This is a genomic window from Paenibacillus sp. 2TAB23 (assembly GCF_052115165.1).
Taxonomy (GTDB): Bacteria; Bacillota; Bacilli; order Paenibacillales; family Paenibacillaceae; genus Pristimantibacillus.
Window position 1 is genome coordinate 1 of sequence record NZ_JBFRGD010000031.1, and the last position, 16,112, is coordinate 16,112.

General features: G+C 48.0%; 15 protein-coding genes. 5 read left to right on the forward strand and 10 right to left on the reverse strand.

Annotation, left to right across the window (positions count from 1 at the left end; all coding sequences use genetic code 11):
• Window positions 1-615 precede the first annotated feature (615 nt).
• Genes AB4Z29_RS28955 through AB4Z29_RS28965 form a run of 3 tightly spaced genes read right to left on the reverse strand, consistent with a single transcriptional unit; the run spans window position 616 to window position 3,438 of the window.
• Window positions 616-1,506, reverse strand: a complete 891-nt coding sequence (locus AB4Z29_RS28955) for a sugar phosphate isomerase/epimerase family protein (RefSeq protein WP_441946425.1) — start codon at window positions 1,504-1,506, stop codon at window positions 616-618.
• Between the two features lie 19 nt (window positions 1,507-1,525).
• Window positions 1,526-2,383: a sugar phosphate isomerase/epimerase family protein gene (locus AB4Z29_RS28960; RefSeq protein WP_441946426.1), complete on the reverse strand. Its 858-nt coding sequence runs from the start codon at window positions 2,381-2,383 to the stop codon at window positions 1,526-1,528.
• Window positions 2,380-3,438, reverse strand: a complete 1,059-nt coding sequence (locus AB4Z29_RS28965; protein ID WP_441946427.1) for a Gfo/Idh/MocA family protein — start codon at window positions 3,436-3,438, stop codon at window positions 2,380-2,382. Before AB4Z29_RS28965 ends, AB4Z29_RS28960 begins: the two co-directional genes overlap by 4 nt.
• A 142-nt stretch (window positions 3,439-3,580) precedes the next feature.
• Between AB4Z29_RS28965 and AB4Z29_RS28970 the strand changes: the two genes are divergently transcribed.
• Window positions 3,581-4,447 carry a helix-turn-helix domain-containing protein gene (locus AB4Z29_RS28970; RefSeq protein ID WP_441946428.1) on the forward strand — a complete coding sequence of 289 codons (867 nt, stop codon included), beginning with the start codon at window positions 3,581-3,583 and terminating at the stop codon, window positions 4,445-4,447.
• Between the two features lie 232 nt (window positions 4,448-4,679).
• Here AB4Z29_RS28970 and rnhA read toward each other — a convergent pair whose 3' ends face one another.
• From rnhA to AB4Z29_RS28995, 5 genes are all read right to left on the reverse strand, one after another.
• Entirely contained in the window at window positions 4,680-5,336 is a 657-nt protein-coding gene (gene rnhA / locus AB4Z29_RS28975) for a ribonuclease H (protein WP_441946429.1), read from the reverse strand.
• 240 nt (window positions 5,337-5,576) lie between these two features.
• Entirely contained in the window at window positions 5,577-6,338 is a 762-nt protein-coding gene (locus tag AB4Z29_RS28980) for a methylenetetrahydrofolate reductase (RefSeq protein ID WP_441946430.1), read from the reverse strand.
• A gap of 277 nt (window positions 6,339-6,615) precedes the next feature.
• Window positions 6,616-7,758: a Ger(x)C family spore germination protein gene (locus AB4Z29_RS28985; RefSeq protein WP_441946431.1), complete on the reverse strand. Its 1,143-nt coding sequence runs from the start codon at window positions 7,756-7,758 to the stop codon at window positions 6,616-6,618.
• Window positions 7,755-9,191 carry a spore germination protein gene (locus tag AB4Z29_RS28990; RefSeq protein WP_441946432.1) on the reverse strand — a complete coding sequence of 479 codons (1,437 nt, stop codon included), beginning with the start codon at window positions 9,189-9,191 and terminating at the stop codon, window positions 7,755-7,757. The genes AB4Z29_RS28985 and AB4Z29_RS28990 overlap by 4 nt, the downstream gene beginning before the upstream one ends.
• A gap of 5 nt (window positions 9,192-9,196) precedes the next feature.
• Entirely contained in the window at window positions 9,197-10,291 is a 1,095-nt protein-coding gene (locus AB4Z29_RS28995; RefSeq protein ID WP_441946433.1) for a GerAB/ArcD/ProY family transporter, read from the reverse strand.
• Between the two features lie 104 nt (window positions 10,292-10,395).
• Between AB4Z29_RS28995 and AB4Z29_RS29000 the strand changes: the two genes are divergently transcribed.
• Window positions 10,396-10,623, forward strand: a complete 228-nt coding sequence (locus AB4Z29_RS29000) for a hypothetical protein (RefSeq protein ID WP_441946434.1) — start codon at window positions 10,396-10,398, stop codon at window positions 10,621-10,623.
• A gap of 285 nt (window positions 10,624-10,908) precedes the next feature.
• Here AB4Z29_RS29000 and AB4Z29_RS29005 read toward each other — a convergent pair whose 3' ends face one another.
• Together AB4Z29_RS29005 and AB4Z29_RS29010 are read right to left on the reverse strand one after the other, a co-directional pair.
• Window positions 10,909-12,273 carry a UDPGP type 1 family protein gene (locus tag AB4Z29_RS29005; RefSeq protein ID WP_441946435.1) on the reverse strand — a complete coding sequence of 455 codons (1,365 nt, stop codon included), beginning with the start codon at window positions 12,271-12,273 and terminating at the stop codon, window positions 10,909-10,911.
• Window positions 12,274-12,275: 2 nt separating this feature from the next.
• On the reverse strand, window positions 12,276-13,184 hold the full coding sequence (locus AB4Z29_RS29010) for a LysR family transcriptional regulator (RefSeq protein WP_441946436.1): 909 nt from the start codon (window positions 13,182-13,184) through the stop codon (window positions 12,276-12,278).
• Between the two features lie 119 nt (window positions 13,185-13,303).
• Here AB4Z29_RS29010 and AB4Z29_RS29015 point away from each other — a divergent pair, with 119 nt between their 5' ends.
• The 3 genes from AB4Z29_RS29015 (at window position 13,304) to AB4Z29_RS29025 (ending at window position 16,045) form a co-directional block, all read left to right on the forward strand.
• Window positions 13,304-14,386 carry a branched-chain amino acid aminotransferase gene (locus AB4Z29_RS29015; protein ID WP_441946437.1) on the forward strand — a complete coding sequence of 361 codons (1,083 nt, stop codon included), beginning with the start codon at window positions 13,304-13,306 and terminating at the stop codon, window positions 14,384-14,386.
• Window positions 14,387-14,643: 257 nt separating this feature from the next.
• Window positions 14,644-15,621: a phosphotransferase gene (locus AB4Z29_RS29020; RefSeq protein WP_441946438.1), complete on the forward strand. Its 978-nt coding sequence runs from the start codon at window positions 14,644-14,646 to the stop codon at window positions 15,619-15,621.
• A 142-nt stretch (window positions 15,622-15,763) separates the two neighbouring features.
• Complete coding sequence (locus AB4Z29_RS29025) at window positions 15,764-16,045, forward strand: ArsR/SmtB family transcription factor (RefSeq protein WP_183565423.1); 282 nt, start codon at window positions 15,764-15,766, stop codon at window positions 16,043-16,045.
• The last annotated feature ends 67 nt before the right edge of the window (window positions 16,046-16,112 follow it).

Here is a 16,112-nt window from a genome sequence, read left to right on the forward strand (position 1 = left end):
CCGCTCAAGTGCTTCTTCTACGACCTGTATTCTAAGTTCGTCAAACTTGCTGTGCTGTACTTTCATACGAACAACCTCCAGCTAATCTAATTGTATATTTCATAGCGTGAAAGTGTCCAACTTAATTAGGGGGCATTATAGCTACATTGCAGTTTCTGCAATGAAGTCAGCAGATTCTAGCTTGTTTCAGAGGAATTTCCGGTTTTCGTTGTACTTTCTACAATGTAGCCCATCAGTCGGTAGCACATGTGAGGTTTCTATTGCACTTTCTGCAACGTAGCTTTCATGATAGCTCAGACTAAACTAGGTTACTCCAAAGCCCTAGTAACTGTGAGGTTTCTATTGCACTTTCTACAGCGTAGCTTCCACGATAGCTCAGACTAAACTAGGTTACTCCAAAGCCCTAGTAACGTCTGAGCTATGTTGCGTTTCTGCAGCATAGTCTCCAATATAGCTCAGACCATACGAGGTTACTCAAAAATCAAAAGCCATCTGTATGATCCTGAGCTGCAATAGAGTCACAACGTTTTGTTCTAGAGCGTAGAAGTGTGGTGTAACACAGAACCCCCTACTCTTCCAGCGGAAGGATAGGGGGTTCTGTATGCTATGCGTTATTTAAGCACGGAAGCCTTTCAAGAACTGGACGGCTTTGATAATATCCGCCTCCGGATTCGTGCCGACCTCGCGTTCAATTGTTAGATATCCGCCGTAGCCGATTTCCTGCAGCGCTCGCAGATACGCTGGCCAATCTACGCCGCCATCGCCGAGCGGAACCTCGCGAAACGTCGAACCTGATTCAGCCATAACAGCAATCTGATCGTGGTCAAGCGTTACTTCATAGCCGAAATCGCCATACACGTCGCGCGGGTCGACATGACCAAGCTTTACGCCATCCTTCGCATGCGTATGAACGATATAATCCTTCAGCGTATACACGCCTTGAACCGGATCGTCACCTGTTACCATGACCATATTAGCCGGGTCGAAGTTCACGGCTACGCCTTTGGTACCGAGCCCGTCCAGGAATGCCTTCAAATGCTCGGCGGTTTCCGGTCCTGTTTCGATTGCAAAATAAGCATTCATGTCGTTCGCAAAACGCGCCAGCTCCTCGCAAGCCACATGCATCGTCTCGTAGACGCGGCTATTCCGGTCGCTTGGCACGATTCCGATATGAGTCGTAATGATGTTTGTTCCAAGCTCCATGCCTAGCTCCATGATCCGTTTGGACTTGTCGATCTTCGCTTCGTTCTGGGCAGGGTCCTGAAAGCCATGTCCGCCTAAATCGCCAACCAAAGCCGATATATCGAGGCCAAGGCCGCCTATATAAGATTTCCATTCCTTGCGCGCCGCACTCGAGAGATTAGCAGGATCCAGCTCGCCATGCACCGCATACATCTGCACGCCGTCTGCTCCAACCTGCTTCGCTTTGAGCAAGCCTTCCTTCACGCCAAGCTGAAAGCTGTCCACGATGACACCAATCTTGTTCGAAATAATAGGCATAGTCATTTCCCCATCGCTCCTCCGATTATAGTTCGTTCCACACTCGTTTTACGAATTCAAAGCCGAGTCTCGTTCCCAGTCGGCAATCTTCTAGACCTTCGAATTCAATGGAAATAAAATCATCGTACCCGCTGTCCTTCACGAGGCCGAGCACCTGAGGGATCGCAATATCGCCGTGTCCTACAATTGCGCCGCGCAGCCAATTGCCGCTCTTCGACTTGAACCAGCCTTCTCCGGGATTGTCCGTAGCGGGACGGTAATAGAAATCCTTAATGTGCACCATCGATGCAAGGCCGATATTATTCAGTACCGCTGCATACGGGTTCTCATCCACGCACAGGAAGTTGCCGACATCAAGCGTCGTCCTAAAATTCGGGCGATCCACAATTTCAATAAGCGCTTGAACGCGGTCGCTGTCTTGAATGTAATAGCCATGGTTCTCTACGCTGGTCGTAATGCCTAGCGGAGCCGCATAATCCGCGATGATTTGACAGGCTTTGGCCAGTCTTGGCAGCTCCGTCAAGAAATTGGATATGGATAAGTTTGATGACGAGGCTACGTCATGGCGCATTTTTTTCACGCCAAGCGCCGCTGCTATATCGACTTCGCGCTTCAAACGGGCAATTTCCAGCTCGAATTGCTCATCGTCGAGACCTGAGAAATTCGCTCCTACCGCATAGTTCGAAAGCTCAATGCCGCTTTCCTTTGCCTGCTGCTTGATTGCTTCAATCAGCTCCGGATTTTCGGTTAAATTAAAGCCCAAAGGCACAATCTCGGCATGCTCGCCGCCAATTGACGCAATAAAGACGATAACGTCCTGAATCGTCATTTCTCCACTTTGGAGGGCACCATACAAGCTATAAGTACTAATTCCTAGTTTCATAGACGTACTTCCGCCCCTTTTGCAGCCGACTCATAAATGCCGACCAATATTTTCATAATCTCAACGCCGTCCTCCACAGGACTAAGCGGCTGCTTGCCCGTTGCTACGCAATCTATAAAGTGATTGATTTCGTTCTGAAAAGCGCTATTGAACTCAAACCCTGCGCTGTCCGTTTGCGGATAGATATTCAAAATCGTGTCATTCTGCTCCGTTACGATAACGGTTTCCGGATCGATCTCGAAGCCGCCTTTTTCACCGTAAAGCTTAACGGCAGTTTCATTCGACTTCGCATGCAGCGTGAAGCTTACATCCACGAGCAGCGATGCGCCGTTCTCGAAACGAATAAGCGCATTAGCCATATCCTCAACCGTATTTTTCTCCGCATCATAATCCGCCGCTTGATAGAAGCTTAAGTTTTTCACGTTCGAGCGGTTGCCAAGCTTGTGGTATGTATTCGCGCTGACGGATACAGGACGCGGACGCCCCATCATGTACCAGCAAAGATCAATGACATGAACGCCGATATCGATAAGCGGTCCGCCGCCCGAGCGCTCGATGTCCGAGAACCAGCCGCCTGGGTTGCCGAGTCTTCTAAGCGTGGATGCTTTGGCAAAATAAATCTCGCCGAACTCGCCGCGGTCTGCCATGACGCGAAGCAGCTGCGCATTCGTGTCATAGCGGCGTACGAAGCCAACCTGCAGCAGCTTGCCTGACTTTTCTACGGCCTTCTGCACGTTAAGCGCATCCTCCACCGTTTTGCATAGCGGCTTTTCGACCAGCACATGCTTACCTGCCTCAAGTGCCGCGATGCTGATTTCCGCATGGGTATTGTTCCACGTACAGATGCTCACTGCATCTATAGCCGGATCTGCCAGAAGCTCGCGGTAATCGGTAAATACCTTCTCAGCACCGTATTTCTCGGCAGCCGCCCGAGCTCTTTCCTCATTTAAATCGCAAACCGCATAAAGGTTGGCATTCGTATTTTTCTTATAAGAATCTAGATGAAGTGATGAGATAGAGCCCGTTCCAATAACTGCGATTTGTATCGGTTGCATTGCTAATCTCTCCTTTAATATCGTTTCGTAGGTTTTGCGTGTCTATACTTTCGTATTATAATGGTTTCAACGTGCAACTCCATGTAAAGCTGTGCGGTTTGTTTGTACAAATGTGCTATCAGAAGCGAGGAGGAGAATGGGGATGGAGAAATTCGAAGCGCTGCGTGAGCCCATGGATATGCCTGATCCGCATTTCCCCATAAAACTGCACCGCACCGCCTTTGATGAACAAGGCGTAGTCATTTTCCCGCATCATTTCCACGAGCATCTTGAGTTTTTATATATCGTTGCCGGAAAAGCTTCAATTGAATGCGGATCTACCACGATGACGGCATCCGCAGGCGATTTAATCGTCGTAAACAGCAATGAGCTGCATTATGGAGTGAGCCTAACGCCAAGTTTGTATTACTATGCGCTGATAGCCGACATATCCTTGCTGCACAGCCAGTCGGTAGACGCCGCAGAAACGAAATTTATCACGCCAATTATGCAAAACAGGCTGCTGCTGCAAAATTACATCGGGGACGACAGCAAGGTATCCTCCTGCATGCTCGCTATCGTGAATGAGCTGGAGCACCGCGAGTTCGGCTATGAGCTGGCGATCAAGTCGGAATTGTACCGCTTGCTGACCCTTCTCCTTCGCGGTCATGTCGCCACCGTGCTCACGCAGGACGAATATGCCGAGCGTATGAAGAACATCGAGCGCTTCGCGCCGGTCTTCCGGCACATCGAGCAGCATTACAAAGAGGAGCTGTCCGTTGACATGCTCGCCGCTATGGCTAATTTGAGCCGCTACCATTTCAGCCGCTTATTCAAAGAGCTTAGCGGTCATACGGTAACGGAGTATATTACAACCACTCGCCTCGGACAGGCAGACTATTTGCTGCGCCATAGCCCGCTCACCGTATCCGAGATTGCCGTAGCAACCGGGTTCAATGATATCTACTACTTCAGCCGCACGTTCAAAAAACACAAAAAAGTTTCCCCGTCCTCGCTTCGGGGAAACTAAATTTCTATAATTGCTCCTTGCTCCTTGCTCAATGCTGAATCGCATCGGCGAGAAAGCTGCTTACTTTTCTAAATGCCTGCTTCTTGCTCTGCATTAAATCATTCCGGCCATGGGGCCATTTATTTCTCTAAATGCCTGCTCCTTGCTCAGCGCTGAATCGCTCCGGCGATGAGGCTGTTTATTTCTCTAAATGCCTGCTTCTTGCTCAGCATTGAATCATCCCGCAATGGGGCTATTTCCGTCCGAAATCCGCTTTGATCTCGCCCCACTCCTCCGTATTCCATTTCACTACCTTATTGGGGTACGTGTTTGTCTGAATCCACCTCACCGCTTCATCCGTCAGTTCCCAGATCTTCGCGGTAGAAGCGTCCCGCTTCAAGGTTGAGGCTACCTTCTTGTTGCGCAGCCAGCTCAGCGCTGTTCTCGAGTCCGTATAGACAGTCTGCTTGCTGCCCTTCTCCTTCAAATACCTAAGCGCATGAATAATGGCTATAAATTCACCTAGATTGTTCGTCCCGTTCTGAATCGGACCGACATAGAACAGTATGTCGCCCGTCTGCGTATCAACGCCCTTATACTCAACCGGTCCGGGGTTTCCTCTCGTCCCTACGTCCACCGATATACTGTCGTAATCGATAGATGCGGCAGCGGCCTCCAACATCACCGTCTGCTTCACGCTGCTTCCGGGCTGTGCCGGTGCGGCAGCCTTTCCGCTTCCCCAATGCTTCTGCCAGCCATCCTTGAAGGCTGTGTCCGCGGCAAGCTTGGATTCATACGATTTGAACTTTGCATCCTTCACGCCGCTGACCTGCGCTTGGCATTCCGCCCAAGTTGTAAACACGCCTGTTTTTTTGCCTACCCATACGACGTAAAATTTCCCTTTTGCCATCTTGCATCTACCACCTTTATGATAAGCAGACCTGCGCGACCACGGTCCTGCCATTATCCATTAGTTTGATGTGACTCGTACCTTCCAATCCATAGTCCCTACTCCATCAGACTTCTCTATTCATCATTGAAATCCCTTTATGAATTTTATCATAATTGAACAGCATATGTGGTCTAAGCTCGCTGCCAAAAAAAATCAGGCAACCGCTGCATGGCGGCTGCCTGATCATGGTCTTGGTATCTATGCGTTCTTAACGAGAACCTTACTGAATATACCGCTGAAATAGGCTTGTAGATCCACTTTGATCGGCATGAAATACAGGCTGCTGTTCGTTTCCTGCGTGTAGACCAGCGCCTCCTTCGAGAACGCGATATTCCAATCCAAGGTCGGCTCGAAATCTTTAGGAAATACAACATGATTTCGTTTCTCCCAATATCGCTTCGATGTCTCGGATACGACAGGAGACACGCCCCAGAAGATGTCCGTTCCTTCCAACATCTCCGCGTAAAGCTCCATAAGCCGCAGATCAAAAAAGGGCTGTGTAAAAAATCCGTCTACGCCGGCATCAAGCTTTTGCTGCACATATTCATATTCCTTGCGAATGCTAGTCCGATAAGGATCAATCGCCGAATAAATTTTCAAATGCGGATGCTCCCGCTTCAGCTTCGTGACCATATCGATGCAGGTCGTCGGAAATACTTGCTTAGCGCCGTTTTGCGGCTCGTCACCTGTGACGATGAGCACTTCGGAAATATGATGCTTATCCAAGTATTCGATTAAATCAAAAGGCCGTCCTGCGTCAAAATCCATCGCTCTAATATGTGGGATGCAGTCCGTATAATACGATTTGGATAATCGCGAAGCTTCCCAGCTTCTAAGGTCAAACCTCGTCAAATCCGGGATATTGATCGTATTAATCGCCGGAAACTTTTCTTTTATGAATTGAAGCTCCGCTTTCAAGCCTTCTGGATCTCTGGGTACCAGCTCTAATGAAATTCTCACTGCATGAACTCCTTGCCTACAAATATAATAAAAAGCCGAATGAATACGCCTACATAAATAGGGTGTATAATAATTCATAATATCGAATTTTAATTCAATTTACCAATAAGGATATTAAAAGTAAGCTATCATTATTTTTTATATATGCTTTAGGTGATAGATAGATAGATAGATGAAAAGATGGAAAGTTGGAAAGATGGATAGACCATGCATCACCAAGCTGCAGTAGACCGATATATAACAGGAAGACTGGCGCCTCAACCTGAGACACCAGCCTTTACATCGTAAAGTTCGTATTATTGATTCTGGCATGCACCTTTACCGAGAAAGCAGCCTCCGCATATTTTTCCGGCCACTCCTTTTTTAGTTCGCGCCACATAGCTGGTTGCTTGCGATGTATCATCTCTCCTATGCCTAACAAATCAACTTTATGTTTTTGTGAAAATTGAATATAGCGCTCTACTTCCTTCGCGATATGATTATTTAATTCCCGCTCCCAATTCGCAATGGTTTTGGAATTAATTTTTATATTGTCGCATTGCAGGCTTGTTAGGTTTAAATCGGTAAAGATATCAATTTGTACCATAGGGTGCAGCTTCTGATCGACATTCGGCTTTATTTTCGTCCGATTGCGAATACTCTCGAAGGTAACCATTTTCTTCGGTCCGCAAGAAATCGCTTCGATTGAACCGCTGATGCGGTTTGATGCGCGCAGAAAACCCTTGGTTTCCTGGCCACGCATAAAGCCCACAAGGCGAGTTCCTTTGAACGCAAAAAGTCCCCTCGTCTGAAGCAATTGAATCTTATTGTCTACCGGATCCTTGACGATCTCAATGCATGGGATCGTCATATCCTTATAGTGATTAATGATGTCCTCATATATATCAATCAATGAGGCTTGTTCGGTAAGCGCCGTGCTTTCCCCTCCCTCGGACAGTCCTCTCAGCGCTTGCGATGAAATGGATACGTTCGGCATCGATACTTTTAATGCTTCATAGGCTTTGCCTTCCATGACGTAGATTAACGTTGAATTTCGAAACTGCCTTAACCGTCGTATATCGTCAATTTGCTTATCGATACCTTCTCTGGCTAAATCCGCACTAAAGATAATTGCCGTCGTATGTCCCCACAGCAGGGTGCGATCCGACTTCGCTCTCATTAACCGTGCAGCTTCAAAAAGACTGCTTCCTTCTGATGATAAGTAGAATGTATTTTCCTGCATGCCTTTTGGCTGCTGGCTGCCGGTCGTCAGCTTCGCAATCTCTGCAGTCACCTTTACGGCTCCGTTTTTCCCCTTGTCAATGGCGACAGAATGAACGATATGGATTTCGTTAAGCTCCATGCTTCCCTTGCAGCCAGCGATGATAAAGCAAAGTCCGATCAGCATGGCAGCTGCGATTCCTCTGATTAAGCGGCTCATGGCTTACTCCGGAACCTACTGCGCTGAATTGCGCGAAAAAGGCTGGGTCTTAGCTTGTTCTGCGAATGCGGACGGCGAACGACAACATCCGTTAACTCATCTAAGCGAAACGGAGCAAGAGGTCCTAAGTACGGAATACCGAAGGAGCGCAGTGAGGCAAGATACGTCAGCAGCATGATAATGCCAACCATGATGCCCACGTAGCCGAGCAGCGAACCAAGCAGCGTCATGCCGAACTGCAATATTCGAATCACATAGTTAATGGCTGTTGGCGGCAGCGTAAACGTACAAATACCGGTTAATGCTGCTACGATGACCATAATAGGCGATACGATCCCTGCCTCTACAGCCGCTTGCCCCAGTATCAAAGCTCCAACGATGCTAACGGCTTGACCAACCTGCTTAGGCATTCGTATGCCTGCCTCGCGCATGATCTCAAACGCGATCATCATCATGAAGCTCTCTACTACAGCGGGGAAAGGGACAGGCTCCTTTGCCGATGCAATGCTTTGCAGAAGCGTCGTCGGTACCAATTCATGATGAAACGTAACCGTCGCTACGTAAAAAGCGGGCAGCAGCATACCAATTACACCGCTGAATAAACGGATTAACCGCATGATCGATCCAATGTAGTAATTCCAAGCATAATCTTCGCTGACTTGGAACGCCTGCAGAAACACGAAAGGCAAAACCAGCGCAAACGGCGTACCTTGCACGAGGATGGCGATTCTACCGTCCAGCAGTGCACCGATCACTCGGTCCGGCCTTTCCGTAGATTCGATTAAGGGAAATATCGTACCTCGGTTATCCGTAATCCACTCTTCAACATAATCGCTCTCTAATATAGCCGCTGCCGGTATCTCATCAATTCTTTGATGCACCTCCCGCAGAATTTCAGGGTTTGTAATTCCGCCGAGAGAGAGGATGATAAGATTGGTTTTCGTTAAATGTCCAACCTTGCGAAATTCAGCCTTTAAGTCCGGCGATGCCAGATGATAGCGGACGAGAGCGAGATTGTTTTGCAAAGATTCCGTGAACCCGCTTCTAGGGCCTTTAACGGTAGCCTCGCTTGCCGGCTCCTCTACGCTTCGCAGCTGTACATCCATCGTATCGATGACCTGTCCGTAACCTCGCCCATCGAATAACAGCACCGACATGCCTGCAGCGAGAGCGTCCGCACATTCCTCAATCGTATACACAGTTGCATCTAGTTGGAAAGCTGGCAGCAGCTGCTTATCCTGCTTATACAGATGAAGCAGCTTATCCAGCTTCCGCGTGTCCGTCATTCCTGCTATGTAACACACCGTCACGGATTGGTTCTCCTCAATGGCAGAGTGCACCATGATTAAATCGTCAGTTGCTTGCATCCTCTCCAGCAGTAAACGCTTGTTCTCAGATGCGTCGCTTGTGAGCAATATTTTTTGATCATCCAAGGCGTTCACCCGCTTTTTGTCATTTTTGTTTTTATCAGCGCTATACACAAGAGCAAGCATGGCAGCAGAAGCTGAAACAAGGAAAAATACCATGCCTGCTTGTCATAGAAAGCAGCCAATTCGACCAGTCCCCAGACTTTGAAGCGAGAGCAGACAACGAAGCCGACGGCAAGCGGAATAATGAACATGCGAGGCTGTTTGAGCCGAAGTAAATCGGTTAAACCACGGTGCGCTGACCAGAAATACACCGTTATTTTGGTGAAGCAGCTGAGTACCCATACAACGACAAGTGCGGCATCGAACCGCTCGATATTACGAAAAACCCGGATGTTCTGAATAAGGCTGATGCTTGGATAAGTAAAGGTTGCCGTCGTTTGTCCCCCGAACAGCATGGTGCAGGATAGCACCGACATCAGCATCAGCAAGAGCGTAACACCCATGGCACCATATGCATAAGAAGCAGTGCTTTTGGTTCGGCGTACATGCTGCACGATCATGGATACAAACATTAAGTCGCCGAACCAAGACATAGAAAGCATCAAACCTTTCAGTGGCTCCAATAAACCATCCTCGAGTACAGGAAGTAAATATTCTGGATGATATTGATTGAGCAAAATGACGTAAATCGCAAAAAATGTGATGACCGTAATGATGAATATAAACTCCGATACACGAGCAAATACCTCTAGACCGTGATATACGGCATATGCGCACATAATGACTCCAGCAATTAAGTACCATAGCTGAGGAATAATCGGATTCAAAGCAATGATAAAAAATTGGGAGAATTCACAGAGAACCCATGTCGTTACGTCTAAAAAATAAAAAATAAACAAAAAGGCTAAAACGCCTCCTAGCCAAGGGCCTAATACTTGTTTTGAAATACCGATCAGATTTTGTCCGGGATAGAGCTTATTCAACTTTAAAAACACAGATAGATTTAAAAGTCCAACCATTCCACCCGCAAGCACCAAGTACCATGAATTTCGTTCCGCATAATGAGCCAATGTAGCAGGTGCATATAAACTAGAGGTTCCTATCGTAGCAATGACGATAAGCGACATCATTTGAAAATTGCTGATTTGGATACGCTGTCCCATATCGGACCTCCCTTATCGATGCTTTCAGTATGCGCTGCAATTGGTAAACTATGCATAGCATAGCGGGCTCGCAACTTTGGCATAATAAACTTGGAGGTGCAACTATGAAAAAATATATCGTCTCCTTTATTTTCTCGGCCATGTGGTTCTTGCTTGTATTTTGGTTCTTCTCTAACTATTATTGGTACCGTAGAATTGCGCTGGAGAGCTGGGGGTTCATTATCGTTAACCTGATTACTCTGTTTCCTGTTCTGCTTGTTTTATACGTTGCCGATCGCATGCAGCCTGCCGGTAAGACTGTTTCTGATTCCAAACCAGACCCTAAATCGTAAAAACTCGGAGGTCATTGCCGCTTCATTTCCACTTCACCACTCGCTTTGCTCCTCCGAATAAATTGAAGTCCAATACATCATTCACGCCGAGCGATGAATAAGCAACCTCTCATTCACCAGCGTTAAATCAGTAGTTATCAAAAGTTGCTCCCCTGCACTCTCCGTCTTGTTCTTCAGCATTTGCCTTGCGTTGTCATAACCGGAATGAATCATGCGCAGCGGTTATCATTATTCCCCACTGATGTAAACAAAAAAAGACAGCTTTCGCTGTCTCCGCATAAATGATTATTCTGACGAAAGGCCACTGGCCTTGTATTCATGCAGTCCTTCACCCGAATAGGATCGCAGAGGCGAGATTTCGATATCGTGATCGTGCAGCTCCTCTACAGCTATTCCAGCAGCCGTAAGCCAGCTCCGATGCAAATCGAGTACGAGTCGGCGCGCGCTTTGCGGACTGTCTTCTCCGCCTTTATTTTTGACCGGTGCAAATTCCTCCTCACGCTTGGTTTTGAACACCGTCAGTCCGTTTGCTTGGGGGAAAAGATCGAATATAAACCGTTCAAGCTTATACGCATTCGGCTCAGATGGCTTAACCAAGCTTCCGTTCTCGTCTATGTATGCCATTTTTTTAGAAGCGATATGATAATCGAGGCCCGCATCAGCATGCCTCTCGACAAAGTCCAGCTTGAATAGATGAATGGATATATGCCCGAGATTATAAAATAATCGCCCAGCCGTATCTCTCAAATTTTTTACGTCATCTTGAATCTCGCTATATTCCACTACCGCAGGGCGGCCGTTCTTCAAGCATACAATTCCGATTTTCTCTTCGGAATCCGTCTTCTCGATCACCTTGGTCGCAATGGGGTTGGAATGCGAAGCGGCCAATCCGATAAAGGCGGGGTCAGCTATCTTAATCAGCGCATTATCCACGTTGTAATAGAACACCCACTCCAAGCCCCTTCGCTTCATATCGTCGATGGCTCCCGATTTGCCCAAAGAAGCAAAACACTCTCCATGGCCGCTTGGCGCAACCATAAGCTCATCCTCGGCTGCAAAAAGCAGCTTCCAATTGTGATCAAGCACCGGCATTGTTTGTTGCTGAAACAAAAAAATATCTTCGGGCGGATAGCCAAACCAGTCGGCGGCATGAAAAAACATTTCCGTAGCCGCTTGATTCTGAGGGCTCGTCATGATGTACCAAGGAATGGTCTTTCCAGCCCGATTAGACAGATTAAGCAGCCGTTCGGCTTGCAGCTGGAACAAGGATTTCCCCGAAGGGAGTCCGATATCCAGCGTACCTTTAGGGCCTTCATGACCTAATCGGCTCCCTTGCCCACCCGCCACAACGACAGCACCCACTTTGCCTGTGCGCAGGAGCGACCAGCCAAGCTCGTTAAGAGCCTGCTGTTCCTTTTCCCCGATATCTGTCTCATTCACATAGGGAATCGGCTCCATTGGTTCCTTAAGCTTCTCGCTTAAGCTCGTAGAGTCATGAATAGCTCGAAACAATGCTTCAAAATCAATACTCCCTAGTTGGGCAGCAAGCTTATCCTTCGCAGGTCCCTTTAATCGCTCCAGCCTGTCAAGAACATGATCCTGGTTATTTGCCAGCAGCAATGATCTTACTTCTTGTATGTTAAGCCCCACACCTATTCCCCCTCATTTGACGCCATACGGAAGCTTTCAATAAACTGCTGCGCCCGCTGCGGCAGATAATGATCCTTCAGCCAAAGGATCCCAACGTCAGATTGAAAATGAGCATCCTCGATTGCGAGCATTTTGACGACGGTACTCGGGAACGAGGACATGACCGATTTCGGAAATACGGTCGCTCCAATTCCTCCTGCAATAAGCGACATAATAATTGCAACGCTGGAGCATTCGCATATAATATTAGGCTCGAATCCGTGCCGCTTGCATTCATTGACCACTTGCTCATGCATGCGCGTCGTCCGGTCCGTCTTTAGCGTGAGAAACGGAAACTGCGCGAGCTCCTTCATGCACAATGATCCCTTTCCCTCATACGCTGACCACGAGCTTGGAATAACGGCCACGAATGGATCTGACGGCAAAGGCAGAACGGAATACTGCTGGGGGTGCTTCTGCGCCTCAAACGGCAGCCTAGCRACGATAAGGTCAATCGCCCGTTTCTCGAGCTTATCGCCTAAGTAAAAGTGATCGCCCTCCGATATTTTGAACGTGACCTGGGGATACTTCTCCCTAAACAACTCAATTCGCTTCGGCAGCAAAGAAATACACGAAACGACAGACCCGATGGACAGCACTCCGCTGATCCCCTCGTCGAGTCCTTTCACTTCACGAAGGGATTCATCGAACTGCAGCAGCAGCGATTCCGCCTTCTGTTTAAGCAGCGCTCCCGCTTCTGTAAGTAATAGCCCTTTTCCGTTACGCTCGAACAGTTTGACTCCAAGCTCCTCTTCCATCAGCTTAAGCTGGCGGCTCAGCGGGGGCTGCTCCATATTAAGCAGCTTGGCAGCGCGCGTAACCTGTCCTTCTTGTGCTATAGTTAAGAAGTATTTCAGCTGACGCATGTCCATATCGTTCACTCCGTTCATCTATACCCAAAAGGTATGGACCTTCAATAAAATAGATATTTTAAATATATCGCATGTAGTGTTAGCATTCAATTATCGATCATTAAAGGGAGATGGGCAACTTGCTTCAATCATTGGAAATCGAGTTAACGAGCAATAAGAAACAGCAGCCAGCAGCAGATCAGCTAGGATTCGGCAATCATTTCACGGATCATATGTTTATTATGGATTATTCGACAGACAACGGCTGGCATAAGCCCCGCATCCAGCCTTATCAACCGATCGTGCTAGACCCTGCAGCAAAGGTGTTCCACTATGGACAAACGATATTCGAGGGCTTGAAAGCGTATAAAACGGATGACGGACGTGTTCTTCTGTTCAGACCTCATAAAAACATACAAAGAATGAATCGCTCCAACGAGCGTCTCAGCGTACCAGAGCTGAATGTAGACGTCGTCATTGAAGCCTTGAAGCAGCTTATTTCCGTCGACAAGGACTGGATTCCAACGGCGCCAAGCACATCGCTGTACATCCGTCCGTTCATTATTGCAACGCAGCCGCAGCTTGGCGTTGCACCGTCCACGCATTATCAATTTATCATCATCATGTCGCCGGTAGGCGCTTACTATACCGAAGGCGTGAACCCTGTCAAAATCTTCGTCGAGTCTGAATATGTCCGCTCCGTCAAAGGCGGCGTTGGCGAAGCGAAAACAGCAGGCAATTATGCCGCTGGCTTAAAGGCGCAGGAGATTGCCAAGGAAAAAGGATATTCTCAGGTCCTCTGGCTCGACGGCGTACATCGCAAATATATCGAGGAAGTCGGCAGCATGAACGTCTTCTTCAAGCTGAATGGCGTTGTTCACACGCCAGCGCTGAATGGCAGTATTTTGGATGGAGTCACTCGAAATTCAATTATTCAGCTGCTTAAGCATTGGAACATCGAAGTGATAGAACGTCCGATTACGATTGAGGAGCTCTATGAAGCAAGTCAAAACGGCGAGCTGGAAGAAGCCTTCGGCACGGGAACAGCGGCCGTTATTTCTCCGATCGGCGAGCTGAACTGGCAGGACGACGTCCTCATCATTAACGACGGGCAGACAGGCGAGCTCTCCAAAAAGCTTTATGATACGTTGACTGGCATCCAAATGGGCAAGCTGGAAGATCCGCTCGGCTGGATGGTTGAAGCGACGCCGGTAAACGTATAAACCACACGCAGAACATAAGTAAAGCCAGCAGCCCGCGCTGCTGGCTTTTACTTATGTTCAAAAGCTTCACCCTTCATACCCGCCAACTGATCGTTGTTCTCCCAATAGAAGCTGTCTATTGCAGATAGAAGCTTCCTTTTCGGCTGACAAATCTATGCGGTCCCCAGTAAAGAATAACTATATCCATTTATTCCATCCCTTTAGGCCTGTATTTCCGTTAGGATAAACGTATTGAAACTGATAAGGGATGATTTGACATGCTGAACATTACGGCTGTGCATACGGTTTTTCAGAAAGAAGAGCTTTTCCAAGGGATAGCCGCGAGGTATGAGATCGGAACACCGCTGCGCAGCCGCTTTATCCTGAACGGCTTGAACGATACTTACGAGGTACAGACAACCGCCGGTACATTTATTCTGCGCATCTACAAGCATGCTTGGCGCAGTGAAGCTGAAGTTCGATTCGAGCTAGAGCTGCTTTCCTTCCTAGCCAGCTGGGATATGCCCGTATCTCGGCCACTGCTTCGAAAGGACGGAGATCTGCTGTCCAAGCTGAACGCCCCGGAAGGCGTCCGTTTTGCTGCGCTTTTCACTTTTGCCGAAGGGATCGGGAAGGTCGACTTGGAATCAAGCAGCGCTTATGGCCGTGCCGTTGCACAGTTGCATCATGCCATGGATCAGTATGTGCCGGCTCACGAGCGGTTCGAGCTCGATGCCTCTCATTTGCTTGACGAGCCGCTGCAACAGCTGCTTCCTTTCCTGCAGCATCGCCCCTCTGATTTGAAGCTTGTGCAGGAGATCGTTTTGCGGCTGAGGTCGCATCTCGAAGCCGCTTCGCTTGCGTCCTATGACTGGGGAATTTGCCACGGCGATCTGCATGGGTGGAATGTGTTTCATAGCGATGACGGCAGCCTCACCCACTTCGACTTTGACTGCTGCGGGATGGGCTGGCGTTCCTATGACTTGTCAGTATTTCTATGGGACCGCGTGCATGGCAGGCAGGAAGATAGCTTCGAGGATGCCTGCTGGGATGCCTTTTTGAAGAATTATTTGGAAGAAAGGCCTATGAGCGGGCAGGACTTGGCCATGATTCCCGTTTTTGTCGCAGTCAGGCACATATGGTTGATGGGCTTGCATACCGGCCGAAGCCCAGTTTGGGGAGCGTGGCAGGACGATGGTTATTTTGATGGGAAGCTGAAATTTTTGTACGCATGGGTGGAAAAGCATCAGCTTTAGTCATTATGGAGCAAATGGCAGCTCGCAATCATTTGCTCCATCAATCTTTGCATTTTAATCAACTGTTTACTTTATAAAAAAGGTATGCTATCTTATTTCTACGCATATAGAAATAACAACCGTAGAAAAAGGTGAAGCCGCTATGTCAGAAGATCATGCGAACGTACGCGAAGCCGTTAAAGTCTATAAAGCGCTTGGCGAGCCTACTCGTCTCAAAATCGCTCTGCTGCTTACAGAAGAGAGAAATTTGTGCTGCTCCGATATCGGCTCTAAGCTTGAATCCGTAGCCGGCTCCACTCTTTCTCATCACTTGAAGCAATTGACGGAATGCGGACTGCTCAATCTCCGCAAGGACGGAACGTATATCTACTACAGTGTTAACCGCGAATTGGCGAAGAAATATGCGCCATATTTGTTGGAGTAATTTTTTTGTTTACTATTTCTATATATTTAGAAATATAAAATTATTGGAGTGGAGAAAGGAGCTACAT